Source organism: Paenibacillus sp. FSL M7-0134 (assembly GCF_038007865.1).
Taxonomy (GTDB): Bacteria; Bacillota; Bacilli; order Paenibacillales; family Paenibacillaceae; genus Paenibacillus; species Paenibacillus polymyxa_B.
The window spans coordinates 171158-195405 of the sequence record NZ_JBBOXV010000001.1 but is presented as its reverse complement, the minus strand read 5'-3'; the positions used below and the strand labels follow the sequence as shown (position 1 = coordinate 195405).

The window sequence follows — 24248 nt, the reverse complement described above, 5'->3', positions numbered from 1 at the left end:
CAAACAAGCACGCTTCCTTAAAGAGGTGGTGCTTGTTTGGCGTTTTTTTCCCTCACAGTATACTCTTCCAGCACCTTTGTTTTATCTCCATAGATCCTATCCAAATGATCTTCTCCCCATAAGCAAAAACGATCAAGCAGATCTTTAAAATCCCATCCATATTCACTAAGCTCGTACTCCACTTTGGGTGGAACCTGGTTATAAATGATACGGTGGATGATTCCATCCTTTTCAAGCTCTCTAAGCTGTTGGGTGAGCACTTTTTGGGTGATTTTGGGAATGAGTTGACGAAGTTCGTATGTACGTTTTCTGCCGCTGATTAAATGGTGTAGGATGATGCCTTTCCACTTTCCACTGATGACCTCCAAAGTTGCCTCGATCCCGAGCATATAGGTTTTGGCGTTGTCTTCCATAAACTTTCCCCCTCCAATTTGTAGTTCTAAAAGCACTAAGGAACCTTAAAGTACCTACGGTACAATGAAGTGCGTACTTCACACTTTTATATATATCAACCATAATAGCATCTGTAAACAGGGTACACCAATCACGAGGAGAAAGAAGGTTACGGATACATGAAAGTTCTATTGGTCGTCACGCATCCTAGAGAAGATTCACTTACCCTTGCGGTCATGAATCGTTTTGTAGAGGGATTGAAAGAGAATAAGCACGAGGTAGATATTTTGGACTTGTATCGGGATGGGTTTAATCCGGTATATAGCGCGGCAGATGAGCTGGATTGGAATACGCCTCATAAACAATATGCTCCTGAAACACGGAGAGAGATGGACAGAATTGCTGCTGCGGATGCTCTGGTCTTTGTGTTTCCTCTATGGTGGTACAGTGTTCCTTCCATGCTAAAAGGGTACCTGGATAAAGTGTGGAACATAGGTTTACTTGAGGAGTTCAAGACAAAACAGGTCTTGTGGCTGTGCTTGGCGGGAGGAACGAAAGAACATCTGATCAAGTATGAATATCACGATTTAGTTACTAATTATTTGAATAAAGCCATTGCTGGTTACGCAAGAGTAAGAGAGTCCAAGGTGGAGTTCTTCTATGATACTTTGTCCGAATCGAAAGAATACATTGAAGGTTTACTGGAGCACGCTTATCAATTAGGTCGGGCATATAAGTGAATTTTATTCTGATAACAATGGGAAGTTAATATTATTGAAAAAGGGTTAAGGCTCGTTAGACGGCACTTAACCCTTTTTTATTTTATAGACGAGACTCTATCCTTTTATAGGCTCATGCATAGGTGCTGATGGTGCCCCTTGCATAGATAACCCGCCGCCAGTTGAGCTTGCTGGAACAACGGGATGTGGTGATCCCTTTTCAGAAGCATTGCCAGCAGTTTGCTTGGCCAGCTTTTGTTTTTCCCACAGTGCTCTGGCGATAACCAGCATGGAGAGTACACCCACATATAGTAACAGAGAACCGAGTTCGGGAAGCATCTCTTGCAAAGGTGCACCACGCAGACCCATGGTACGAAGGAATTTGTACATCCATACAAAGGGGAAGAAATCACCGATTTGAATCGCTAAAGGTGGAAACAGTGATCTGGAAAGAACAGCCCCTGATAAAACAAAAGCAGGCATGAGTATCATCACCATTCTGCCGATGGCTATTCCTGGATGTGCAGCGCCCCATGCAACCAGGACATTGATACAAACGGTACCGAATACATACAGGACAACCGGAATTATAAAGAGAATCGGATTGGCCTCGAAACGGCCTCCTCCAAACACTTTAAGCATCCCGAGAGAGAAGATTAAGCCAGCCGTCGAAAACAGCGTATAAGGAAGCATACGCAGTAGTATGTTGAACGGATTTTGCAGCTCAGCAGCCAGCCTCTTGGAAACCCGGAGTCTAGCGACCAGAGGTAAGCTATTTATATTGAGTATCATAAAAGAGAACATACAAGTGAATGCAAGTATCGTCGTATTCTGATAGTCATTCGTTGGATTAAACAGGGAACGCACTTCCAAGGCGATACCATTGAGGGCCCCTTGGGCCTGTTCTGCGTTCATCCCGGTTTTCAACATAGCTGGAACAGACAGTTCCATATTCTCGGAAACGCTAATTTCCTGCATAGCTGTACGAATCGAAGTAATAGATTGAACATTGGTATTATCGAGAATGAGACCCACGCGGCTGGAAAGGGAACGATTGTGATTATCCTCTAAACCATGCGGCAGGGAAATAACAGCCAAATATTGCTCATGATAAAAATACTGTTCAGGGTTGTCCGTATACGAAACAATCTCAGCTACGTTCATATACGGGGAAGCATCTATTTTCTGAATGAACTCACGGCTGTAAGCTGTGTTATCTTGATCCACCACTACCACGTTAGCGTCGTTAATTTGGCTGCTTGGGAGCAACAGTGAATACCCCAGTACGGCAATCAACGGGAAGATGATAGCTATGATCGGATACTTGGAGTGAACCAGATACGACCATTCATCACGAAGAGATTTCATTTGTATTCACCTCAACTGTCATGCCTGGTAGCAAAGCTGCTTCTCTTGTTACATATACACGTACCTGGAATGTAGCGGTATCTGCTTCTCCTTTTTCACGGGACATCTTCACATTAGCGAATTGTGGTGCGGCAGTTACATAGCGTACCGTACCTTTCAGGTCCTTATTGAGACCAGAGATATGAGTTTTAATTTCTTGATTGGCCTTGAATTTCCCCGCTTGTTCTTCATTCACATAGAGATCGTAATATAAATCATTGGTTTCCAGGGTAATCACAGGAGCCCCTTGCGCCACATTTTCGCCGACTTTGGTACTAATCGAAGTAACCTTGCCATCCTGTGGTGCTTTTAACACCAGGCGTTCTTTTTTGAGCAGCAACGTTTTAAGCTGAACTTCCTGTGTGTCTTTTTGTTGCTTTAAGAGGTCAATAGCCAGCTTCTGATCTGCCAACTGTTGACGACTCTGCTGAATGGTTTCCAGTTGGGTCTTGGAACGATCGACGGACAATTGGGCACCGCGAATTTCTTCCTCGGCTTGTTTTACCGAAACGGCTGCTTGTGTCGTCTGTTCACTGGCCTGCATACGTTCTTCAGAAGTGGCACCATGAAGTAGCTTTTGAAGAGACTCTTTTTGCTGGCTCAACTGATTTGTCGCTAAAGTCAAAGAGGATTCGGCATCATCCAACGCTGCTTTGGATGCACTTCCTGCATCATAGAGTGCTTTATTACGCTTATAGTTGGTCTGAGCCGTCTGAACATTTTTGGTGGCTGAGGCTACGGCAATTCGTTGCTGCTGAACATCTTCATCCCGAGCCCCGTTATTGACCTGTTGTTCCGCAGCAGTGGCTTGACGTTCAGCCGCTTGTGCCCGCTGCAATGCGGCCTGACTTTTACTCTCAGTCACTTGAGCTTGCGCGATATCTAGCTGTGCCTGTTTTTCCTGAGTTGCTGCTCGTGTATACCCTAAATGGATGGATTGTTGTTGTTGGCTGATCTGCGTATTGAACTGGGCGATTTGTGTCCGCAGCTGCTCAATTTGCAGATCCACATCTTTGGAATCCAAAGTCATAAGGACAGTTCCTTTTTTCACCTTAGTTTCTTCTGTTACCGGGATGTTCAGGATTTTGCCTCCTACTTGTTCAAACGATACATGAATGCTATCCGCATTTAGTGTTGTGCCTTTAACAGATCGAGAAGCATTGACTTGATCTTGTCCGTTAGTCTGAAGCAGGAACCCCCCGCCGATAAGGCAGGCAATAGAAATGACAGGGATGATGAGGCTGGCGACTTGTGTGCGATTCATGAGTAATACGCTCCTTACATTCATAAAATGAGTTAAACATAGACTCGAATAAATATCCTGGTATGTACATTTTATTTATTCTTTTATTTAATAATTTAAAAGTTAGTCGGCTAACTAAAACGCAAAATTAAAACTTATTCTGGCTTTGCTGCTTTATATATCTCTTTTGCTTGAGGGATGCCGCTTTCTATTTTTTGGAGTAATGTCAGGAGCAGCTCTTTTTCATCGGTGGATAGGTGGCTCATCAGTGTGGAAGTGCTTGTGAAATGTGTAGGCAGCAGTCTTTCCATCATTTCTGTTCCTTGTTCGGTCAGTTTAACAATGCTCATACGGCGGTCGGAAGGGTGTACGGATCTCATAGTAAGCCCATCGCGTTCCAGGCGATCAAGCAGACCGGTAACGGTAGGCTTGCTAACCCCTACTTTCTCCGCAAGCTCTGTAGCCAGCAATCCTGTTTGGATGTTGCGGTACAGGAGAATTAATATTGAAAATTTTCCATGAGATATACCGAACTTCTCAAAGCCCTCAAAACTGACTTTAAAAACACTGGAAGATACTCGCATAAAAAATAGCATAGCTTCTGTCGCTCTTACATCAATCTCGGGGATACGCTTAGAAAATTCTTGCAGCGCCTCACGAGTGGGCAAGTCCCGTAAATCAAAATCCATAGGGTTCTCCTTTCTTCTTACAGTATGTTCCAATCAACAAATTAGTTAGCCGACTAATCTTAATCTATTCAAAAATGAATTTCAAGCTAAATTTTGTTAATCGTCATGTGGATTTTTCACTATATGGAGGTTGTTGTCAAAAGAAAATAAAGTATTAGACTGAAAAATAAAGTGTTAGACTGACGATGCTTCATTAAGCTAACTGGCAGATTAGTTACATAGACGTCAGAATTTTGCATAGGAGTGTAGTCCACCATCCCATACTAATTGTATGGAAAAGAGTCTAGATAAACAGTATACTAGCTATAATTGTTTTTTGTTGAGGTGCATATCAAATGGATGAAATCGATGAATCAAAACAAATTGTATTACAAATCGGCGGTGTCTTGAAAAAGTACAGAAAAGAAAAAAACATGAGCTTAGACGACTTAGCGGAATTAACGGGTGTAAGCAAACTTACTCTGGGGAATATCGAACGTGGCGATACAAATCCAACTTTGGCGATTATATGGAAAATTTCAAAAGGCATATCTTTACCGCTATTAGCTTTGTTGAAATCAGAAGACCCTGTTAGTTTGTATCGAGCAGGCGAAGGACTGCGGTTTTCTAATGATCAAAAAAATTGGATCATTGAACCGGTCTTTAAAAACGCAAGCAACGATATTGAAATGTGTCGGGCTTACTTACAGCCGAATAGCTCGTATCACCCTGAAGGTCATCATGTGAATACAACTGAAATTGCGACAGTAATGACTGGTTCCATTGAAATTCAAGTCAATGGAGAGATTTACACATTGAATCAATATGATACGATCAGTTTTCGTGCAGATTGTCCTCACTCTTATACCAATCGTACGAATAGCGAAACAGTGCTCCATATATCCTTAAAGTATGGTTTCTAAAAGTCGAAAATTCCACTTATTAAATACAACTCCGAATTCCATGACGGGAATTCAGAGTTGTATTTTTGTTTTTAGATGAGTTAATGTGTGTTATAAAATACTTATTGTTAAAAATAATATATTATAATATACTTTTATTGTTCGCGCGGATGTTATTTCATAGTTTTTCAATCAGCAGGAAACAAATTTTACGTATGAATTTAGTAAGGAGAAATGAAGAATGTCGAACAAACAAAATATAAAAGCCGTACCATCCTCTATAGGACTGATAATTCTCGGCATTATTATTATTGCAGCTAATTTACGTGCTCCCTTAACCTCAGTCGGTCCTTTAGTGAGTCTCATAAGGGATGACGTTCGTATTTCAAATACAGTAGCAGGCCTGATAACAACGCTACCTCTGCTTGCCTTTGCTTTATTATCACCTCTAGTACCCAAATTTGGACGAAGGTATGGGATTGAACGTATCATTTTGATTGCCCTAATCGTTCTGACTGTTGGCATTGTAATACGTTCTTTATCTGGCGCAGCTAATCTATATATTGGGACAGCAATTCTTGGATTCGCAATTGCCGTATGTAATGTATTATTGCCAAGTTTAATCAAAAGGGATATCCCAAATAAAATTGGCTCCATGACAGGTGTTTACTCAATTTCAATGAGTTTATTTGGAGCAATCGCATCGGGAATCAGTGTACCGCTAGCCGTGAACGCAGGTCTAAAATGGCAGGGAGCATTGGGAATATGGGGGATTCTAAGCTTTGTATCGATTCTCTGTTGGTTACCCCAATTAAGAAATCAAACGAAGCAAACAACCACGACGAGTCAACAGATGGCCAGCAACGATGTGAATGTTTGGCGATCCCCTCTTGCCTGGCAAGTAACCTTGTTTATGGGTATACAGTCCATGGTTTTCTATGTGTTGATCGCATGGTTGCCTGAAATTTTAAAGCAGCAAGGAATTGGCTCAAACCAATCAGGATGGTACCTCTCGATAATGCAGTTAGCTCTGCTTCCATTTACCTTTATTGTCCCCGTTATTGCTGGGCGCATGTCTAGCCAACGTTTGTTAGTGGTCATCACAATCATTTTGCTTTTAACGGGAACGCTCGGACTTCTATACGGAAGCTCCAATATCATTCTGTTGTGGATTATAATACTCGGAATTGGTGGAGGCTGCGCCTTTAGTTTGTCCATGATGTTTTTCGGTTTACGTACTGAAAATGCGCATCAAGCAGCGGAACTGTCTGGCATGGCGCAATCGATCGGATATCTTCTTGCCGCAATCGGTCCTGCCCTTATAGGATTTCTGCATGATGCGACAAATAGTTGGAATCTGCCACTTTTCATTCTGCTTGGCGCTTCGGTCTTACTCTTTTTAGTCGGTATAGGAGCAGCAAGAAACCGTTTTGTAGGTAGCCGAAATAGTTACGAGCTGCCACGGAAAGGACGATAAATATGTTTGACAAAATTATTGTGGCAATTGATAAAGCTGAAATAACGAACAAACTCCTCGATGCAACCGTTGAAATAGCTCGAAACAAACAAACTCAAGTTACCTTGGTTAATGTCAGCCAGGAATATGTATCGAATGGCATGACATATTTACCAGGGCATTTCTTGGAAGAAATATTGAACGAAATGGAGAAAGCGAGTTTGGAACAGTTGCAACAAGCCAAATCCAAATTAGAATCTGCGGGGATTAACCCGGAAATACTTCATCTTAAGGGAGATCCTGCACATGAAATATTAAATTATGCAAGAGATTCCAAGCAGCAACTCATTATTATTGGAAGCCGTGGGCTAAGTGGCATAAAAGAAATGATGCTTGGAAGTGTCAGCCACAAGGTTTCACAGCTATCAAGTTGCCCAGTCCTCATTGTGCATTAACTCCTTCGGGAACCGTAAAGATGATGCATTGTTATACTAACGGAGAACTTTAGTTCAATAAAACAGCGACAGTCTAGGACTTTATTTTCTCGTCCACGGCTGCCGCTGTTTTTATAGCTGGGGCCAGTCTAATACTTTTTTTACGAGATCTGACGGTTTTATAATTCGAAATGTCGCGTGGGACCAACATATCCAGTCTAGTACTTTATTTTCTTTCTACAGTTGTTCGTGCCATGGTTCAAGCTTTTCCCTACATTGATATTTACAATGAAGTGCTTGATAATAAGTGGATATCCTACGAGACAAAGAACCTAAAAGTGAGGAATCTGGAATGACGACAAAATTATACTACACTGCTCCAAATCTTACGGAGTGGGACACTCATATTACACAGAGCATGGAAAGAGACGGAAAATATTTGGTTATGCTGGAGGAAACGGCCTTTTATCCGCATGGCGGAGGCCAGCCTTGTGATACAGGAACAATTCAGGGCGTCCGTGTATTAGATGTTGTTCTCGAGGATGGGGATATTTGGCATCAGGTAGAGCATTTGCCGGAGGATAGGAAAGTAGCCTGCCAATTGGATTGGGAGCGCAGATTTGATCATATGCAGCAGCATAGCGGGCAGCATTTGCTGTCAGCGGTTTGTCTGGAGTTGTTGGGTGCGCGTACTGAAAGCTTTCATCTGGGACAAGAATATGCCACGATTGATGTGAACTGTTCGGATGTAACACCTGCGCAGCTATCGGCAATCGAACAGGAAGTAAATCAGCAAATCTATAGTAATCGCAACATAAAAAGTTTTTTTGTAACCAGTGAGCAATTGAAGGATATTCCGCTGGTGAAAACGCCCAAAGTGACGGAAAATATTCGGATTGTCGAGATCGAGGGCATTGAATATAATGCTTGCGGCGGTACACATGTAGCTCAGACCGGGGAAATTGGAATGATTAAATGCTTGAAATGGGAAAAGCAAAAAGGGATGGCGAGAATCCATTTCAAATGTGGTGCTCGCGCACTCCAGGACTTTAATGAGAGTGTTCGGATTTTGGACGTGTTATCTACGAAGTTCAATACTGGACGAAAGGATATTTTGACTCGATTCGAAAAGTGGGAGCAGGAGCATAAGCAGCTCAAGGCGCAAGTGGAGTTCTTGCAAGAGGAAAATGCATCGTACCAGGCGAAAGAGTTGCTGTCTGCTGTACAGGGGCATGTTCTTGCTCATGTATTTGAACAAAAATCCATTCAGGAGATGCAGCAATTGGCTGCCAAGCTGACCGCTGAGCATGATCTGCTTGTTTTATTTGCCACAACAGCCGAAAACAAAATCATTCTGGCACATAATGGTACCCATTCCATTAGCTGCGGAGCGTATTTAAAGGAAAATCTGGGCGCGTTTCAGGGCAAAGGGGGCGGTAGCAACCAATCTGCGCAGGCAGCATTTTCGTCCCGCAATGACCTCTTGAATTTCTTCGAAACGGCCCAGCGGCAGTTCATTCAGGGCTGATGTAATGGAGGATTAGTGACGAAGCGGCAGCTTCCACTTTTCCTCTTCTGTAAATAAAATAAAAGAAAAAATAAGTGCAACAACAGCGCCCCAAACGGCTTTATCCCCAATCGTCAAAGTCAGAAATCCCCCCAGCAAGGCTCCTACCAAGAAGGCAGCCAGGATGACACCATAACGCATCGCTCGAATGGCAGCGTTCGTGTCCTTGGTCGTTACAGCGACATACACAGCCTCGATAGCTGATCGAAGGTTACCGGTGCTGACCGTGGAGGTGTACGGCACATCAATGAGCTTGCGGAAGGAAGTCATTTGCACGGAAGCGACGAATGAGACGATCACCACTACTACCGTATTGGGAACTCCTTGTGGAATCAATCCCACGATGAAAAAAATCGCGATTTCCAGTAAAAGAATTGCGCGGGTCCAGTCTGGAGTTAAACGGTGGGTTGATTTGCGTTTAATCCCTTCAGCAACAAAAACCCCCAGTGAAAAGGCGATTAGAGGCGGGATATAGGATAATGCCTGAATCCAGTGCCCCTGAATGACTTTAACAGCCAGCAGCACGATATTGCCTGTCTGTGCGTTGGCGAAAACACCGCCTCTTCCAACAAAGGTATATGTGTCCAAAAAGCCCCCTACTAATGATAGTAAGGCGCCCAGTCGCAACGATTCGGACGTTACCTGATGTAAATGGATTTTGCCTTTCATAAACACGGCATATAAGCCTCCTATACTAAACGTCGATTCTTTAAAGCTAACACGAAAATCCAGGACCATACAATTAAATTAATCACTTAAGCATGAAAATGGCACAAAGAAGCCGCATCGGGTCCCATACAAAAGAAAGGACGCGATGCGGCTTTTTGGAGTGCTGTTTAAAGTGCCCACCTAGAACCTCAAAGATGTGCTTATTGCAGGGCTTTGACAAGTGCTGCGCCGAAGTCCTGTGCACCATCTGGACCGTCGGCTGTAATAATGTCGCTATGCGCAACGACATGCTGTGCCACATATTCGGCTTGATGCGATTGGAGCAGGTCCTTTTGTACATCCACAGGATAACATGTAGCCGTTCTGCCGGAGAGCAGTCCAGTTTGAGCCACGGCTACAGAACCTGCGCAGATGCCAGCCAATAGTTTCTTTTGCTCATGAGTTTGTTTCAGCAGAGCTTGGAGATCCGCGTTATTCCAAAGATAGTCATTCGTTCCTGATCCGCCGATCACAGATACCACATCATAATCAGCCAGCACAGCGTCAGTAAAAACAAGATCAGCTGTCGCTTTACCGTTGTAGTCACCTATGATTTCGCCTGTTTTTGTACTAGCTAGCGTCACAGTAACACCTGCTTGCTCCAGTGCTTCCTTTGGTTTAAACAATTCATCCTCATTAAAGCGCTCTGGGGGTATAATAAAAAGAGCTTTTTTACTCATACTTCATTCCTCCTTGAATGTGAAACGATATCTACTATTGTAGGATGGCATCGTCAGGCTGTGAAGAATGCACTTTCAAGTACGGAGGTTACCTGTAGGTTACTATTAGAGTGCAAGACCATGATGATTTAGAAGGAGTTAATTGATATATGTCCGATACGCTAAGAGAAGAAATACGGGAGAAGATCGTCAACGGAGACTATAACTGCGAAAAGGAACTGACCCTTTCGGTCTTAAGCGGAAAGTGGAAGGTCGTCATTTTATGGCATCTGGGTGTAGAAGGGGCGCACCGTTTCAGTGACCTGCAAAGGCTGTTTCCGAAGCTGTCGCATAAAGTGCTGACCAATCAGCTGCGGGAGTTGATGGAGGACGGTATTGTGCACCGGGAAGTGTATCCCGAGGTACCTCCAAAGGTGGAGTATTCGATGACTGAACTGGGGATGACGATTTTGCCCATTGTGGAGATGATGTATGACTGGGGGAAAAAACGGGTGCAATCCATTCGTGAGGAAATGCAACGCAGCGGTGAGGGAAACGTTTAAATAATGGAATCGATATGTAGGTGAATCAATAAAGTTCCTTCATATGAAAAATAGAACGCCTTGCACTATGAGTACAAATTGTACTTAGAGCAAAGGCGTTCTTTGGCATGTTAGCAGTCTGTGTGTTTTTATCATGTTAGTTTAGGAAAAATAGCTGTAGCCCATATGGATCATTGCTTTTCAAGTGCTGGTAGAACCTCAATCCAGCGTGTAGCCCAAGTACCGATATGGTCAAACAAAGGAGCTAAATCGCGTCCCTTATCTGTAAGAGAGTATTCAATCCGTACAGGTTTCTCAGGATAAACCATACGTTGTATGATTCCTTCTTCCTCCAGCTCTTTTAGACGGTCGGAAAGGACCTTTCCACTTAAATTAGGGATTGAATTCTCAATAGCGACGAAACGTTGCGGACCATTGGTTAGTTGAAATACGATCAACACCGTCCAACGCTTACTCAGTAGCTCCATAGCTTTTTCAAACCGTGGGCACATCTGTGGAATGTTCATGTGATCACCTCATGCTCCTATTATTAACGATCCACTGTTAAAAGTAAATGATTTTACTTTACATAAATTTATTACTTGACGAAATGATGTGATATAAATATACTTTGTTACATAAAGTAACTTGTTGGCTTTGATACGGAGCTTGAAATATGAATACTTAAAATTTGAACTTAATTTGGTATTATTTTTGATATTATTAATGATGTAATTAAATGAACAGATACGAACTAATCGTTATGGTGATGGTTTGGGCGTAGGGGGAAGTCAGATGAAGTTGGAATGTGAAGTGTGCGTAGTTGGAGGGGGACCCGCAGGAACTTTGTTGTCCTGTCTACTGGCGGCGCAGGGTGTATCCACGATATTGATTGAGCGGCAGAGCATAGCGGGAAAGGCCTTCCGCGGTGAAATCTTGAATGATGAGGGTCAGGAAGTGATCCAAAAGCATAAGCTGCTCGAACAAATTCATAAGGACTATGTTCTCGCCTCTACAAGAATCGAATATTGGGAGCATCAGCAGCAAGTGAAGACGGTCAAGCCAGCATCAGTAGATGGTAATGTGGGGGTTCATATTCCACAGCCTCGATTTTTGGAGGCTCTGCTCAAGCAGGCGTCAACCTACGAGTCCTTCCGTTACCTGGCGGGTACAACTGTGACTACCTTGGAAGGTAACAGCGAGCAGGGGTACACGGGCTTGGCCGCCCGCGATAAGAACGGTCATGAGATCACGATTGACAGTTCGTTGATTGTAGGGGCAGACGGTCGCTATTCGACTGTGCGCAAGCTGGCGCAGATGCCTGTGACAAACATTCGACACGGCTATGATCTGCTATGGGCGAAAATCACAGCACCTGCTGGGTGGGAGCCCGTCACTCGTCTGGCACGGGTCAACGGAGGGCAGTTGGCTTTATTCTCGCAGGCTGAGGGCTATATTCAAATTGGCTGGAATGTGGAGGAAGGTAGCTTTCCAACCCTGTTTAAGCAATCTTTTGAACCCTTTATACAACTGCTTACCGAGGCTTTTCCGGATTTGAAGCATAGTGTGCATGATCACATTCGTTCATGGAAGGACTTCGTACCGTTGGATATTTTCAGCAGTCGCAGTGACACCTGGGCGCAGAACGGGCTGGTCCTTATTGGAGATGCGGCGCATACCATGACACCTACCGGAGCTTTTGGCTTGAATGCAGCTTTGAAGGATGCCGATGTGCTAGCCAGTGAGCTTCTTCGTTTACGACAGAAGAGCTATACCGCAGGAGACCTAAAGGCGTTCGAAGACGGACGACGACAGGCTGTCACCGAGCTTCAGGAACGGCAGCTGACGATGGAATCCACGTTTCATGAACATTTCTTACACATAGTTCAATGATTTATGACCCTGACAATAACGATTAGCCTATGAGTAATGAGGCATTTTCTATATAGAGCTTATATAAAGGATGGTGCAGAGAGATGAACCAAAAAGATGTAGCTACGCTACTTAACGATAAAATTCAAACCGTTCGCGGAGAGCAATCTTCGACGATTTTAGTAGGACCGATCAAGCTACCAGTTAATTTGGAAGGAGAAACGGTTGTTTTTCAGTGGTACTGCTGGTTGCCTGTACGGGATGAGGAAGATCGTCAGGACTTACTGAATGCCACCGCTGAGACGATTGTGAAGCGATTGTCCACACTGGATTTGGCAGAGGGACAACAGTCAAGCGTTTTGGTGTATGGCGATCTTCAACAGTCGGAAAATGCATTAGTTCGCATGCATAGTATTTGCCATACTGGAGATATTTTTGGTAGCAAGCGTTGTGATTGCGGATTTCAACTCCACCAGTCCATGAAAATGATTGTGGAACATGGAACGGGTGCATTGTTCTATCTGGCTAACCATGAAGGCCGCGGAATCGGTTTGTTTAGTAAAGCAATGGCTTATATTCTGCAGGAAGAAGGCATGGATACTGTAGAAGCCAATCATCAATTGGGTTTTGAAGATGATACACGCAACTATGCGGATGCCATTAGTGTGCTCCGTCACCTGAGACAAAAACCAGTAACCCTGATCACAAATAATCCCAAAAAACTGGATGCCTTGAAGAAATCGGGTATGAATGTGGCGGGTCGCATGCCGCTCTGGGGCGATGTGTCGCAATATAATGAACGGTATTTGAATACAAAAGTGGAACGATCCGGCCATTTGCGGGATTCCGATCTCAGGGAGGTTCTATGACCACTCACGAAAAATATATGCGCCTGGCACTGGAAAATGCCAGAAGTGCTAAAGGGCAAACCGAACCGAATCCGCTCGTCGGATCAGTCATTGTCAACAACGGTCGTATCGTTGGGATCGGCGCTCATCTGAAGCCCGGCGAGCCACATGCCGAGATTCATGCGTTGCGTATGGCGGGTGAACACGCTCAGGGAGCGACAATTTACGTAACGCTGGAGCCGTGTTCCCATCACGGTCGGACAGGCCCGTGCGCGGAAGCCATTGTGAAGGCAGGCATTCGTCGGGTGGTGGTTGCAGCGCTGGACCCGAACCCGCTGGTTTCCGGCAGAGGGGTACAGATTTTGAAAGATGCGGGCATTGAGGTCATTGTCGGAGTATGTGAGCAGGAATCCATCCGCATGAATGAAGTGTTCAATCAATATATTGTGAGCAAGCGTCCTTTTATTACGATCAAATCGGCAGTAACACTGGACGGTAAAATTGCAACCCGGACCTCGGAAAGCAAATGGATTACATCTGAGGCTGCACGGGAGGATGTGCATCGTCTTCGTAACGAGCATGTGGGAATCCTGGTCGGTGTACAGACGGTGATTCACGATAATCCTCAGCTTACGACTCGTCTACCAGAAGGACGGAATCCGATTCGTATCATTTTGGATAGCAAGCTTCGTATTCCATTGGATGCCCGTGTCATTACAGATGGGGAGGCGCCTACCTGGATATTCACAGGACGCGCTTATGATGAAGGCAAGCGTAGCCAGTTGGAACAGCTAGGTGTAAAGATATTTCTGACTCAGGATGAAAACAGCGATCGGGTTAACCTGCCGCAAATGCTGGATATTCTGGGGGCAGCGGAGGTGTCATCAGTGTTCGTAGAAGGCGGAGCCGAGGTGAACGCTTCCTTCGTGCAGCAAGGGCTGGCAGACAAGCTGGTGCTGTACATGGCACCAAAGCTGGTTGGAGGACGCGCAGCCCCGGGATTTCTCGGGGGAGAGGGCGTGTCTGCGATGAGCGATGCGGTGGCATTGCATGATTTGAGCGTGACACAGGTTGGTGTAGACTGGAAACTAGAAGGGTATTTTGAGCGGGAAAAATGAGTGTTGTTTGCGGGGGAGAAGGTACTCCACTAAGGGGTTGATCTTCCGATCGCTGTTGCAGTGGGATTCTTCGGATTGTATAAGACATTTAAAGGTAAGAATCCCACTGCAAAGGCGAACGCTTACGCTTCTCCAGATTCAACCCCTTCGCTCCGCTACTGCCCACCGCAAAGTCACTCATTTTTTCGAAATGGTGTGGAGCATGGGAAAGGCAAAAGGACTTAAATACTCAAAAGCTCAAAAGCTCAAAAGCTTATATACTTAAAAGAACAGAGAATCTGAAGGGCTAAAAGGCCTGGAGGATTCTTTTTTTATATACTAAACGTTTATTAGGGTGAATGATTAATGGGATGAATAACTCATAGGGTAAATGTCTAATGGGGTGAATTCGAGATAACATAATTACACATGCTTGGGTTTTTCGTCCTGGTTTCTTATGTATTTTTAGAGACTTTCGCCTCGTTTAGTTAGAATATAGAAATAAAAGGATTGACCTGGAAATTGAGATCAAGCACAATGAAGTTGAAATCAACTTGGAAGAGAAGGGAAAAGCCTTGCAGTGAAAGGGATTATAGAATTCAAAGGAGGATGTAGGTTGTGAAAAAAACGTTATTATGCTTGTTAAGTGCCAGTCTGATATTTTTAGCTGCACCGGTTTCTACTAAAGCCTTTTCGGGTGAGGTCACACAAGGCGCTGGCTCATATTCAACCACACTACCTGCCGGAGCAGCAACACCGCAAAACGAGATTTACAAAACAGCGAATGTAACCAGCCCAATGCCTACCAATGACTGGTGGAGCAGCCTCGCCTGGGTACCGTACTCCGAGGCTCAATATCCGCATCCCCTTGCCTTGAAAAATCAGCAAAACGGTTTACGCATCTTTAACCCGAGTGGGAAAATTACGGTAAATCCGGGATACATCGCAGGTTGGATGGATGATGTAAACGATTTTTCCGTCGGCCATTCTGTAAGCGCTTCATTTCTAGATGCCAAGGTGGACGGTTTCAGTGACTGGTTTGTCAAATCATTATTTCAAAGCGGCAGCAATAAAATGAGTGCTACCTATGGACACGGCTCCCCCTATGTTTTTTTTGAGTTTGGCGGTGGCAATCCCAAGCTTTCATTTAATGGGGTGCCAGAGGTTTGGTCTGGGTCAGCTAGTTCCCCTGTGCTTGGCATTACGGTTAATGGCTCACATTATGGTCTGTTTGGTCCTTCCGGCAGCACCTGGTCTGGCCTCGGAACGAGTACTCTGATCAATCAATTGAACGGGAAAAACTATTTTACAGTGGCGGCTTTGCCTGACAAAACAACCGCGACATTGGACAAATTTCAGCAATACGCCTATTCTTTCGTTACAAACTCCAAAGCACAGTACAGCTATAACGAAGCCTCTTCCGAGGTGACGACCACCTTTACTGTTGCGACAACAGCGAAGGAAGGCACGCAAAGCGGTACTATTTTTGCCTTATACCCGCATCAGTGGAAAAATTCATCACAACCCCTGCTAGGCTATACGTACAATTCTGTACGCGGTCTGATGAAAACAGCAGAAGGTGCTTCTTTTCAAACGAAAATGAAGTTTACAGGGGTACTGCCTTCCCTGCCCGACTTGGGGTCCTACGATAAAAATACGCTCAACAGTTATATAGACGAAGCGAAAGCGGAAGTCTACTCCGGCGATAGAGACACGTACTGGACTGGAAAACGTCTGGGCAAGCTAGCAGCGCTGGCGCCGATTGCCGACCAGGCTGGCAATACCGCAGCAGCGACCCAGTTCCGCAATGAGATCAAAAGCCGGCTGCAGGACTGGTTTAAGGCCAGTGACAGCTCGGGTAATCTGAAAAGCTCCAGTCTATTTGTGTATAACAACAATTGGGGGACGTTGATCGGTTATCCCGACAGCTTTGGCAGTGCGGTAGAATTAAATGACCATCACTTCCATTATGGATACTTTATCAAGGCCGCGGCCGAAATTGCACGTGTGGACAAGAGCTGGGCATCCAATTCCCAATGGGGGCAGATGGTACAGTTGCTCATTCGTGACATCGCCAATACCGACAGGTCTGATTCGAAATTTCCGTATTTGCGTAATTTTGATCCCTATGCCGGGCACACCTGGGCTTCCGGCCATGCCAAATTTGGTGATGGCAACAACAATGAATCCTCCTCGGAAGCGATGAATGCTTGGGCAGGTCTTATTTTATGGGGCGAGGCGACGGGAAATACTCAAACTCGTGATCTGGGCATTTATCTATATACAACGGAAATGAATGCGATTAACGAATACTGGTTTGATGTGCATGGCACAAACACCCCTGCAGGGATGCAAAGCGCGACGGCAAGCATGATCTGGGGTGGTAAAACGGTAGGGAATGCAACATGGTGGACCAATAATGCCGCAGAGGTTCATGGTATCAACTGGCTACCGATCACCTCGGCTTCCTTGTATCTGACGCAGTATTCAGATTATGCAGCTAAAAATTATAACGATCTGCTGCGAAAAAGCGGTGGGAATTTCAGTCCATGGGAAGATATTGTGTATATGTACAGAGCGATCTCGGACCCGTCCGATGCCAAGGCCAAATTCAGTGCACGCGTAGCGGCCATGACACCGGAAGCGGGGAATTCCAAGGCGAATGCCTACCACTGGATCTACAATTTGGATGCTTTAGGCAACATCGACCACAGCATCACCGCTAATTCACCTATTTATGCCGTATTTCATAAAAACGGTGTAAAAACTTATGTGGCCTACAATTTTACAAATCAAGTCAAAACAGTAACCTTCTCAGATGGGCACACTATTACCGTGCAGCCGAATACCTTTAATACCGGAAATGGAAGCGGCGGTGGCAATCCGCAACCTGATACGGAGGCTCCATCCATCCCGGCGAATGTTCGAGCTACGACCAAAACGGCTTCGGTAGTCACTCTGGAGTGGGATGCAGCTACAGACAATGTTGGCGTTACGGGTTATATCGTTTATAAGAACGGGGCTCAGGCAGCAGAGATAAGCGGTACTTCCGCTTCAATTACAGGGCTGAATGCAGCTTCCACTTACAGCTTTACCGTTAAGGCTCGAGATGCAGCTGGTAACCTATCTGCAGCAAGCAATGCGGTAGGGGTAACGACAGAGCCAGCATCTGGCGGTAATGAGGGTGGCGGAGAAACGGAGGATTATAAAGTAGGAGCTCGCTTTGTCAGCGATCATGAAGCATTGCTTCAATTTACACCCAAAACAGCCTCGGCATATGTTGACGTGCATTATACTTTAACGGGTGGACAACAGCTCAATTACCGAATGACAAACAACGGCGGTGTCTGGGAGCAGCGGATTACAGACCTCGATATCGGGAAGGCTGTCAGCTATTGGTTTACCTATGAAAAGGCGGGATTGCAATACGAGACCCCTTCATTCAGCTATACACACCAGCAGACTGCTTCTACAACGACAGACGTTCCACAACTTCCACTACCGAGCATTGATCCCGTTTTCGAAAAAACATCCTAGTGGATCAGGCCTAAGATACGAACGCGACAGTTAACTATAGAAAGAAAGACACAAGGGAAGCACATACGCTTCTCCTGTGTCTTTTTTTGTTTTTTTATAGGGTCGTAATACTTTCGCCATGTTCGTGAGTTCCAGGTTGCGCGATAATGATAAAGGCTGATACAGGAAGATATTACCGAGGCGTGGATTTCCAAAGGTCCCGCAGTGCCTGCCCTGATGGGGTCAGGTATCCTGTAATTCTGATGTATCCACCAACATTAGGGTTCAATTCCCAATCGCCTTCCACGCGACTTCTGGTAGAGTATTCGAATGATCGAATAAAAACAATGAAAAGACCCGGATAAGAGCATCCCATGTCTGGTCTCGATGACAGGTACCGGGGCGATGGCTATGCGGCCAGCGGATACCGGAGAGAGCAAGCGCCGACAGGGTTCGAGGCTTCGGGGATACAGATTCACAATCGATGTTGGGCTGATGAATTCCATCCCTAGAACACGGAAACAGGCGGTATCTTTCTTTTTCCTTAAGCTTGACCCCGCCGTCCACCCCGGAGGGATGCTCTGCAAGGGTCACTAATCCTACTACAACAAATAAAAATAAAAAATCCTCATTTTAAAAATGTGTGTTTACTATAACATGTGAATCAGCGGAGCGGTCCATTTGAATCTGAAGAAGCGAAGCGTTCGCCTTTGCCACTGAATTTAACCCTTTAACGGGTTTATCCATTCTAAAAATTCAGTGGCAACAGCGATCGGAAGATCAAATGGACCGTGGAGCCGCCACACGCGGAAATGTACATTTTTAAGTTGAGGATTTTAAATACTAGGAGTGATACGATGTTTAAGAAGATAACGATTAAATCTGATGAGCGCGGGCTGCTGTTCAAAAAAGGAAGCTACCACAAGTTGTTGCACCCAGGAACTTACCTATTGAAGACATTTCAGCAGGAAGCAGTTGAAATTTTGAATGTAGCGGAACCTTTTTTTGTACCTGATCATGATATTCGTTTGTTTTTGACAGATCCCCTATTGCTTGAGCAATTGAATGTCATTGATGTAGAAGACCATGAATATGTGTTGCATTATGAGGATAATCGATTTGTGGAGCTGCTAACGGCTGGGAAATATGCTTTTTGGAACATGCTCAAGAAACATCGTTTTGTTCGTGCAGATACTCGGCAGCCTGCGATTGATAAGGCATTGGGGCAAGCATTCTTGTCCAAGACACCGGGCTTCTGGAAGGCACTTCAGGTGGGCAGCTATGAATTGGGATTTTTGTATTACGATAATGTGTTGCAGGGTGAGCTAAAACCGGGCAAATATTATTTCTGGATGTCCACAGTGAATACAGAGATCAAAACGATAGATATGCGACAACAGCAGATGGACCTGATGGGACAGGAAATCATGACAGAGGACAAAATCACGCTGCGCCTCAACTTCGTCTGTCAGTACCGTATCATCGACCCGTTGCGGGCGTTGGAATTCCGGGCATACGAGGAACAAATGTACATTATGCTTCAACTGCTGCTGCGCGAATATGTTGGCACGATGAAGCTGGATGATTTGCTGAAAATGAAGCAGGAGATTGCGGAATATGTTTTGACTCGACTGAATGAGCAGAGCGGCGAATATGGAGTGACTTTTACGTCAGCAGGGGTGAAGGATATTATTTTGCCGGGGGATATCAAGGATATTCTGAATACCGTGCTGTTGGCAGAGAAGAAGGCACAGGCCAACCTCATCACACGACGTGAAGAGACGGCATCCACTCGTAGTCTGCTCAATACGGCCAAGCTGATGGACGAGAATGCCACCCTCTTTCGTCTTAAAGAACTGGAATTCATGGAAAAAATCTGCGAGAAGATTGGCACGATTTCGCTGACTGGCGGGAATACGTTGCTGGAGCAGCTGAACACGCTGGTTCACATGAAAGAGGGGCAGGGACTCCAATAACTGAAAATACTCCCGAACGATGAGTGCAAGCCGGCTCAAGGTTTGGGAGTATTTTGCGTTTTAGTTTGTCTTGGTGGATGCAAGAAAAGCGTCCATATCGATCACCGGAATGAGGGTACCCTGATGCTCCATCACAGTAGGGAACAACTCGCGTTGCCACTCTTCCTCATTGCTTTGTAGCTGACTGTCCTCGGCAGAAGCCGTGTCCTCTACCTGATCGACAAGCAGAGCAATCTTCGCACGGCTGAGCAAAATCATTTTGTCCTCGGCGGAATCGCTTGATGCAGGAAGAAACAGCTTTTTGCGTAAATTAAGGATCGTAAATACGTTGCCGCGAATAGTCACCATTCCTTCATGCCACGCCTCGGAAAAGGGAAGCGGCGTTCCTTTTTTGGCATTCATGACTTCTTCTACTTCCACAAAGTTTAAAGCGAACTTTTTGTCCGCCAGACTGCACACAATAAATTCAGACATAGCAATTCTCCTTACATATTCAGATAAGCCATCACAGATTGTGAATGAGCGGTAAAATGGTTTAACTATTGCGTTTTGACAGATGGAACGATAAAGTTGAGGATGCGGTAAAGTAGTTGTAGTTAATCACAGAATATCACAAACGAGCAGTTAAATCTTCCAAATTAACAACTATACGGCCAAGGCGTGGCTTCAAGTTTCCCTTCATATATAATGTTTGGGACTAAAGCTGTGTCCGCTGGCACTACATTTTAAGATAAGCGGGTTGAGGTAGAATGGATCATGAAAAGCAGCGATTAAGTATCGAGGCAGCCAGATTATACTATCTAAACGACTACAGTCAGCAAGATATCGCGGTCAGACTCGGGGTTTCGCGTCCTACGGTATCGCGGTTACTGCAGGCTGCCAAGGAACAGGGATACGTGCGGATCAGTATTGTGGACCCGATGGAGGATATGGACGCGCTCGGAGAGCAGGTGAAGAAGAAGTACGGACTGGATACCGTGTTAGTCTGTTATTCGCCGTTAAATGAATATCAGGAGATCAAGAAGCATATCAGCAAAAAAGCAGCCGATTATTTGCATGAAACGGTACAGGATGCTGATATTATTGGTGTGACATGGGGAACAACGATGCATGCCGTAGCGCTTCATCTCCAGCAAAAGCAGGTCAAGGGTGTTGAGGTGGTTCAGCTCAAAGGAGGCGTGAGCCATTCGCATGTCAACACATATGCCGTGGAAACCGTGAATTTGTTCGCAGAAGCCTTTCATACCATAGCACGGTATTTGCCGCTGCCTGTGATTTTCGACAGTCACGCCGTTAAGAAAATGGTCGAGGAGGATCGGCATATCCAGCGTATCATTGAACTTGGCAAGCAGGCGAACATCGCTGTGTTTACGGTGGGTACGGTCAAGGAGGATGCATTGCTGTTCCGATTGGGCTATTTTAACGGAGAAGAGCAGAAGCTACTGCAAAGAATCGGCAAGGGCGATATTTGCTCGCGCTTTTTTGACGCTGAGGGCAACATATGCAGTCAGGAAATCAATAGCCGTACCGTCGGGATTGATTTGCCTGATTTGCGAAAGAAGGAGAAGTCCATTCTCGTCGCTGGAGGCCAGCGCAAAGTGGAGGCCATTCGGGCATCGCTGCGTGGCAAGTATGCGAATATTTTGGTGACAGATCAGTTTACGGCACAAGCACTTTTACAATAGAGCAAGTCTTTCTCAATCCAGCAAAATACACGGTTATGGCGTTTCCCTACAGGGTAATATGAATTGTAGGTGACGCCTTGCGCATAAGCTTGAACATAATTTCAAAATGTGTTTTACATATGTTCAAAGGCGTGCTATGATGGTCTCATCACAGAGAAATAAAGGACTTTTGTCTTCACACTATTTATCTAATGAAGGAGCTTTTAGATATGAACATTGCAGCATTAATCGACCATACATTGTTGCGTGCAGATGCGACGAAGGATGAATTTACGAAATTGACTACCGAGGCAAAAAAATATCAGTTTGCTTCTGTATGTGTGAACCCGACGTGGGTAGCTTATGCAGCAGAACAGCTCGCAGGCACAGGCGTAGCCATCTGTACAGTTATCGGTTTCCCGCTGGGAGCGAGCACGTCCGCAACGAAAGCATTTGAAACGAAAGATGCTATTGCTAACGGAGCGACTGAAATTGATATGGTTATTAACATAGGCGCTTTGAAGGCACGTGATGTACAGCTCGTCGAGCAGGACATCCGTGCGGTCGTGGAGGCAGCTGCTGGTACACTGGTAAAAGTGATTATCGAAACATGCCTGCTAACAGACGAAGAGAAGGTACTGGCATGTGAGCTGTCCGTCAAAGCGGGAGCGAATTTTGTGAAAACCTCGACAGGCTTCTCAACAGGTGGAGCTACTGCGGAAGATGTGGCTTTGATGCGCAAAACGGTAGGACCTGAGATTGGTGTTAAGGCTTCAGGCGGTGTACGCAGTCTGGAAGACGTGCAAAAATTAGTAGAAGCTGGCGCAAGTCGGATCGGTGCAAGTTCCGGTGTGAAGATCATCGAGGGCGAGCAGTCTACATCTTCCTACTAAGTTTATTTTAAAGTCATGGAGGGATTCGCGATGAAGGATCAATTGATTCAGAAAGCGCTTGAGGCGCGTAAACAGGCATACGTTCCGTATTCGAATTTTCAGGTGGGTGCTGCGGTTCTCGGAAGCGATGGCACGATTTATCACGGATGTAATGTGGAAAATGCCTCCTACGGTTTATGCAATTGTGCAGAGCGGACAGCGATTTTCAAAATGGTATCCGAAGGCTGCCGTCAAATTGATTCGATTGCGATAGTAGCTGATACGGAAGGGCCTGTGTCTCCATGTGGAGCCTGTCGTCAGGTTATTTCCGAATTTGCTCATCAAGATACCAAAATTTATCTGACAAACCTTCATGGCAACACGGAAGAGTGGACGGTGGATCAATTACTGCCGGGTGCTTTTCGACCTGCGGATCTGGGGAAATAAAAAAAAGAATGCCTCTTTGGAGCGCATTCTTTTTACGGGGAATGTAAGCGCTTAATGTAATGAGGGGGAAATTAAATGAAATATGTAATCGCTCTGGTGGGACTGCTCGTTGTATTTGCACTTACTTACGTTGCCAGCAGTGACAAGCGTAAAATCAGGTATCGTCCGCTGATAGTTATGGTTGTTCTGCAAGCAGCGCTTGCTTTCGTATTGCTGAATACAGGAATTGGCGAATTTCTGGTCAAAGGCTTTGCAAAAGGTTTTAATAGTCTTTTGGCATATGCAACTGAAGGGATTAACTTTGTTTTTGGCGGAATTGCGAATGAAGGAGCAGCACCGTTCTTTATCGGTGTACTGCTGCCAATCGTGTTCATATCTGCGCTGATTGGTATATTGCAATATGTAAAAGTGTTACCTTTTATTATTAAATATATCGGGCTTGTCTTGAGCAAAGTAAACGGAATGGGTAAACTGGAATCCTACAACGCTGTAGCTTCGGCTATCTTGGGTCAATCCGAGGTGTTTATTTCCGTTAAGAAGCAAATTGGTCTGCTGCCAAAACATCGGTTGTATACACTGTGTGCGTCTGCGATGTCTACGGTGTCCATGTCGATTGTGGGAGCTTACATGCAAATGTTAAATCCCAAATATGTGGTCACAGCTTTGGTATTGAACCTATTCGGCGGCTTTATTATCGCTTCCATTATTAATCCGTACAAGATTGAGAAGGAAGACGATTTACTGGAGGTTCAGGAGGAAGAGAAGCAGTCCTTCTTCGAAATGCTCGGGGAATATATTATGGACGGTTTCAAGGTTGCTATTACGGTAGCTGCAATGCTGATCGGTTTTGTGGCGTTGATTGCCATGGTTAACGGGATTTTCTCTTGGTTGTTTGGAATCAGCTTTCAGGCGCTGCTTGGATATGTGTTTGCGCCTTTCGCTTTTGTCATGGGTATTCCGTGGAACGAAGCCGTTCAGGCGGGCAGCATTATGGCTACCAAACTCGTGTCCAACGAATTCGTGGCCATGCTTGATCTGACCAAGCAAACAGGCTTGTCGGAGCGCACGGTCGGGATCGTATCGGTATTCCTCGTATCCTTTGCTAACTTCTCATCCATCGGTATCATTTCCGGGGCTGTGAAGGGTTTGCATGAAAAACAAGGAAATGTGGTGGCCCGCTTTGGTCTGAAGCTGTTGTACGGGGCAACGCTGGTTAGCGTGCTGTCGGCAACGATTGCAGGGTTGTTTTTGTAAAAAA

The 24248-nt window shown here is 45.2% G+C and carries 23 protein-coding genes; 15 read left to right on the top strand and 8 right to left on the bottom strand.

Annotated features, from left to right (window positions below; genetic code table 11):
- Positions 1-17: 17 nt before the first annotated feature.
- Entirely contained in the window at positions 18-413 is a 396-nt protein-coding gene (locus NSQ58_RS00880; RefSeq protein ID WP_023990403.1) for a winged helix-turn-helix transcriptional regulator, read from the bottom strand.
- Positions 414-572: 159 nt separating this feature from the next.
- Between NSQ58_RS00880 and NSQ58_RS00875 the strand changes: the two genes are divergently transcribed.
- The gene (locus NSQ58_RS00875; RefSeq protein ID WP_028541776.1) at positions 573-1133 is read left to right on the top strand and encodes an NAD(P)H oxidoreductase; all 561 of its coding nucleotides are present in this window, start codon (positions 573-575) and stop codon (positions 1131-1133) included.
- A gap of 96 nt (positions 1134-1229) precedes the next feature.
- On the opposite strand, the gene NSQ58_RS00870 is transcribed toward NSQ58_RS00875, so the two are convergent.
- The 3 genes from NSQ58_RS00870 to NSQ58_RS00860 all read right to left on the bottom strand — a co-directional run bounded on the left by NSQ58_RS00870 (position 1230) and on the right by NSQ58_RS00860 (position 4451).
- The gene (locus NSQ58_RS00870) at positions 1230-2480 is read right to left on the bottom strand and encodes an ABC transporter permease (RefSeq protein WP_023990401.1); all 1251 of its coding nucleotides are present in this window, start codon (positions 2478-2480) and stop codon (positions 1230-1232) included.
- Positions 2464-3783 carry an HlyD family secretion protein gene (locus NSQ58_RS00865; protein ID WP_023990400.1) on the bottom strand — a complete coding sequence of 440 codons (1320 nt, stop codon included), beginning with the start codon at positions 3781-3783 and terminating at the stop codon, positions 2464-2466. The genes NSQ58_RS00870 and NSQ58_RS00865 overlap by 17 nt, the downstream gene beginning before the upstream one ends.
- A gap of 134 nt (positions 3784-3917) precedes the next feature.
- Positions 3918-4451, bottom strand: a complete 534-nt coding sequence (locus NSQ58_RS00860) for a MarR family winged helix-turn-helix transcriptional regulator (protein WP_023990399.1) — start codon at positions 4449-4451, stop codon at positions 3918-3920.
- A 335-nt stretch (positions 4452-4786) separates the two neighbouring features.
- Here NSQ58_RS00860 and NSQ58_RS00855 point away from each other — a divergent pair, with 335 nt between their 5' ends.
- From NSQ58_RS00855 to NSQ58_RS00840, 4 genes are all read left to right on the top strand, one after another.
- Entirely contained in the window at positions 4787-5353 is a 567-nt protein-coding gene (locus tag NSQ58_RS00855) for a helix-turn-helix domain-containing protein (RefSeq protein WP_023990398.1), read from the top strand.
- A 220-nt stretch (positions 5354-5573) separates the two neighbouring features.
- Positions 5574-6809 carry a CynX/NimT family MFS transporter gene (locus tag NSQ58_RS00850; protein ID WP_028541778.1) on the top strand — a complete coding sequence of 412 codons (1236 nt, stop codon included), beginning with the start codon at positions 5574-5576 and terminating at the stop codon, positions 6807-6809.
- Positions 6810-6811: 2 nt separating this feature from the next.
- The gene (locus NSQ58_RS00845) at positions 6812-7243 is read left to right on the top strand and encodes a universal stress protein (RefSeq protein WP_341056733.1); all 432 of its coding nucleotides are present in this window, start codon (positions 6812-6814) and stop codon (positions 7241-7243) included.
- Between the two features lie 331 nt (positions 7244-7574).
- The gene (locus NSQ58_RS00840; RefSeq protein ID WP_023990395.1) at positions 7575-8750 is read left to right on the top strand and encodes an alanyl-tRNA editing protein; all 1176 of its coding nucleotides are present in this window, start codon (positions 7575-7577) and stop codon (positions 8748-8750) included.
- Between the two features lie 12 nt (positions 8751-8762).
- On the opposite strand, the gene NSQ58_RS00835 is transcribed toward NSQ58_RS00840, so the two are convergent.
- Both NSQ58_RS00835 and NSQ58_RS00830 read right to left on the bottom strand, forming a co-directional pair.
- On the bottom strand, positions 8763-9464 hold the full coding sequence (locus tag NSQ58_RS00835) for a YoaK family protein (RefSeq protein WP_023990394.1): 702 nt from the start codon (positions 9462-9464) through the stop codon (positions 8763-8765).
- A gap of 194 nt (positions 9465-9658) precedes the next feature.
- Positions 9659-10177, bottom strand: coding sequence for a DJ-1/PfpI family protein (locus tag NSQ58_RS00830; protein ID WP_023990393.1), 519 nt, complete (start codon positions 10175-10177; stop codon positions 9659-9661).
- A 149-nt stretch (positions 10178-10326) separates the two neighbouring features.
- Between NSQ58_RS00830 and NSQ58_RS00825 the strand changes: the two genes are divergently transcribed.
- Entirely contained in the window at positions 10327-10719 is a 393-nt protein-coding gene (locus NSQ58_RS00825) for a winged helix-turn-helix transcriptional regulator (RefSeq protein ID WP_013312050.1), read from the top strand.
- A gap of 170 nt (positions 10720-10889) precedes the next feature.
- On the opposite strand, the gene NSQ58_RS00820 is transcribed toward NSQ58_RS00825, so the two are convergent.
- Positions 10890-11225: a winged helix-turn-helix transcriptional regulator gene (locus tag NSQ58_RS00820; RefSeq protein ID WP_023990392.1), complete on the bottom strand. Its 336-nt coding sequence runs from the start codon at positions 11223-11225 to the stop codon at positions 10890-10892.
- Positions 11226-11493: 268 nt separating this feature from the next.
- On the opposite strand from NSQ58_RS00820, the gene NSQ58_RS00815 reads away from it, so the two are divergent.
- From NSQ58_RS00815 to NSQ58_RS00795, 5 genes are all read left to right on the top strand, one after another.
- On the top strand, positions 11494-12591 hold the full coding sequence (locus NSQ58_RS00815) for an FAD-dependent monooxygenase (protein WP_341056732.1): 1098 nt from the start codon (positions 11494-11496) through the stop codon (positions 12589-12591).
- Between the two features lie 83 nt (positions 12592-12674).
- On the top strand, positions 12675-13439 hold the full coding sequence (locus NSQ58_RS00810; RefSeq protein ID WP_023990390.1) for a GTP cyclohydrolase II: 765 nt from the start codon (positions 12675-12677) through the stop codon (positions 13437-13439).
- A complete protein-coding gene (ribD, locus tag NSQ58_RS00805) occupies positions 13436-14536 on the top strand; it encodes a bifunctional diaminohydroxyphosphoribosylaminopyrimidine deaminase/5-amino-6-(5-phosphoribosylamino)uracil reductase RibD (protein ID WP_341056731.1) in 1101 nt (366 codons plus the stop codon). Before NSQ58_RS00810 ends, ribD begins: the two co-directional genes overlap by 4 nt.
- A gap of 597 nt (positions 14537-15133) precedes the next feature.
- Complete coding sequence (locus tag NSQ58_RS00800; RefSeq protein WP_068938280.1) at positions 15134-18052, top strand: glycosyl hydrolase; 2919 nt, start codon at positions 15134-15136, stop codon at positions 18050-18052.
- An 836-nt stretch (positions 18053-18888) separates the two neighbouring features.
- Complete coding sequence (locus NSQ58_RS00795) at positions 18889-20007, top strand: slipin family protein (RefSeq protein WP_023990388.1); 1119 nt, start codon at positions 18889-18891, stop codon at positions 20005-20007.
- Positions 20008-20067: 60 nt separating this feature from the next.
- Here the strand turns inward: NSQ58_RS00795 and NSQ58_RS00790 are convergent, their stop codons facing one another.
- Complete coding sequence (locus NSQ58_RS00790) at positions 20068-20481, bottom strand: chemotaxis protein CheW (protein ID WP_023990387.1); 414 nt, start codon at positions 20479-20481, stop codon at positions 20068-20070.
- A 275-nt stretch (positions 20482-20756) separates the two neighbouring features.
- On the opposite strand from NSQ58_RS00790, the gene NSQ58_RS00785 reads away from it, so the two are divergent.
- From NSQ58_RS00785 to NSQ58_RS00770, 4 genes are all read left to right on the top strand, one after another.
- On the top strand, positions 20757-21692 hold the full coding sequence (locus tag NSQ58_RS00785; RefSeq protein WP_023990386.1) for a sugar-binding transcriptional regulator: 936 nt from the start codon (positions 20757-20759) through the stop codon (positions 21690-21692).
- 209 nt (positions 21693-21901) lie between these two features.
- The gene (gene deoC / locus NSQ58_RS00780; RefSeq protein WP_023990385.1) at positions 21902-22564 is read left to right on the top strand and encodes a deoxyribose-phosphate aldolase; all 663 of its coding nucleotides are present in this window, start codon (positions 21902-21904) and stop codon (positions 22562-22564) included.
- Positions 22565-22594: 30 nt separating this feature from the next.
- Positions 22595-22990, top strand: a complete 396-nt coding sequence (locus NSQ58_RS00775) for a cytidine deaminase (RefSeq protein ID WP_023990384.1) — start codon at positions 22595-22597, stop codon at positions 22988-22990.
- 75 nt (positions 22991-23065) lie between these two features.
- Positions 23066-24244, top strand: coding sequence for a NupC/NupG family nucleoside CNT transporter (locus NSQ58_RS00770; RefSeq protein ID WP_023990383.1), 1179 nt, complete (start codon positions 23066-23068; stop codon positions 24242-24244).
- Positions 24245-24248: the final 4 nt, after the last annotated feature.

Excerpts from the sequence above, each read along its gene's own strand:
- NSQ58_RS00850 (WP_028541778.1), top strand. The coding sequence starts at position 5,574 with ATGTCGAACAAACAAAATATAAAAGCCGTACCATCCTCTATAGGACTG.
- NSQ58_RS00810 (WP_023990390.1), top strand. The coding sequence starts at position 12,675 with ATGAACCAAAAAGATGTAGCTACGCTACTTAACGATAAAATTCAAACC.
- NSQ58_RS00860 (WP_023990399.1), bottom strand. The coding sequence starts at position 4,451 with ATGGATTTTGATTTACGGGACTTGCCCACTCGTGAGGCGCTGCAAGAA.
- NSQ58_RS00855 (WP_023990398.1), top strand. The coding sequence starts at position 4,787 with ATGGATGAAATCGATGAATCAAAACAAATTGTATTACAAATCGGCGGT.
- NSQ58_RS00790 (WP_023990387.1), bottom strand. The coding sequence starts at position 20,481 with ATGTCTGAATTTATTGTGTGCAGTCTGGCGGACAAAAAGTTCGCTTTA.
- NSQ58_RS00880 (WP_023990403.1), bottom strand. The coding sequence starts at position 413 with ATGGAAGACAACGCCAAAACCTATATGCTCGGGATCGAGGCAACTTTG.
- NSQ58_RS00840 (WP_023990395.1), top strand. The coding sequence starts at position 7,575 with ATGACGACAAAATTATACTACACTGCTCCAAATCTTACGGAGTGGGAC.
- NSQ58_RS00870 (WP_023990401.1), bottom strand. The coding sequence starts at position 2,480 with ATGAAATCTCTTCGTGATGAATGGTCGTATCTGGTTCACTCCAAGTAT.
- NSQ58_RS00795 (WP_023990388.1), top strand. The coding sequence starts at position 18,889 with ATGTTTAAGAAGATAACGATTAAATCTGATGAGCGCGGGCTGCTGTTC.
- NSQ58_RS00815 (WP_341056732.1), top strand. The coding sequence starts at position 11,494 with ATGAAGTTGGAATGTGAAGTGTGCGTAGTTGGAGGGGGACCCGCAGGA.
- NSQ58_RS00770 (WP_023990383.1), top strand. The coding sequence starts at position 23,066 with ATGAAATATGTAATCGCTCTGGTGGGACTGCTCGTTGTATTTGCACTT.
- NSQ58_RS00875 (WP_028541776.1), top strand. The coding sequence starts at position 573 with ATGAAAGTTCTATTGGTCGTCACGCATCCTAGAGAAGATTCACTTACC.
- NSQ58_RS00845 (WP_341056733.1), top strand. The coding sequence starts at position 6,812 with ATGTTTGACAAAATTATTGTGGCAATTGATAAAGCTGAAATAACGAAC.
- ribD (WP_341056731.1), top strand. The coding sequence starts at position 13,436 with ATGACCACTCACGAAAAATATATGCGCCTGGCACTGGAAAATGCCAGA.
- NSQ58_RS00775 (WP_023990384.1), top strand. The coding sequence starts at position 22,595 with ATGAAGGATCAATTGATTCAGAAAGCGCTTGAGGCGCGTAAACAGGCA.
- NSQ58_RS00820 (WP_023990392.1), bottom strand. The coding sequence starts at position 11,225 with ATGAACATTCCACAGATGTGCCCACGGTTTGAAAAAGCTATGGAGCTA.
- NSQ58_RS00865 (WP_023990400.1), bottom strand. The coding sequence starts at position 3,783 with ATGAATCGCACACAAGTCGCCAGCCTCATCATCCCTGTCATTTCTATT.
- NSQ58_RS00830 (WP_023990393.1), bottom strand. The coding sequence starts at position 10,177 with ATGAGTAAAAAAGCTCTTTTTATTATACCCCCAGAGCGCTTTAATGAG.
- NSQ58_RS00825 (WP_013312050.1), top strand. The coding sequence starts at position 10,327 with ATGTCCGATACGCTAAGAGAAGAAATACGGGAGAAGATCGTCAACGGA.
- NSQ58_RS00785 (WP_023990386.1), top strand. The coding sequence starts at position 20,757 with ATGGATCATGAAAAGCAGCGATTAAGTATCGAGGCAGCCAGATTATAC.
- deoC (WP_023990385.1), top strand. The coding sequence starts at position 21,902 with ATGAACATTGCAGCATTAATCGACCATACATTGTTGCGTGCAGATGCG.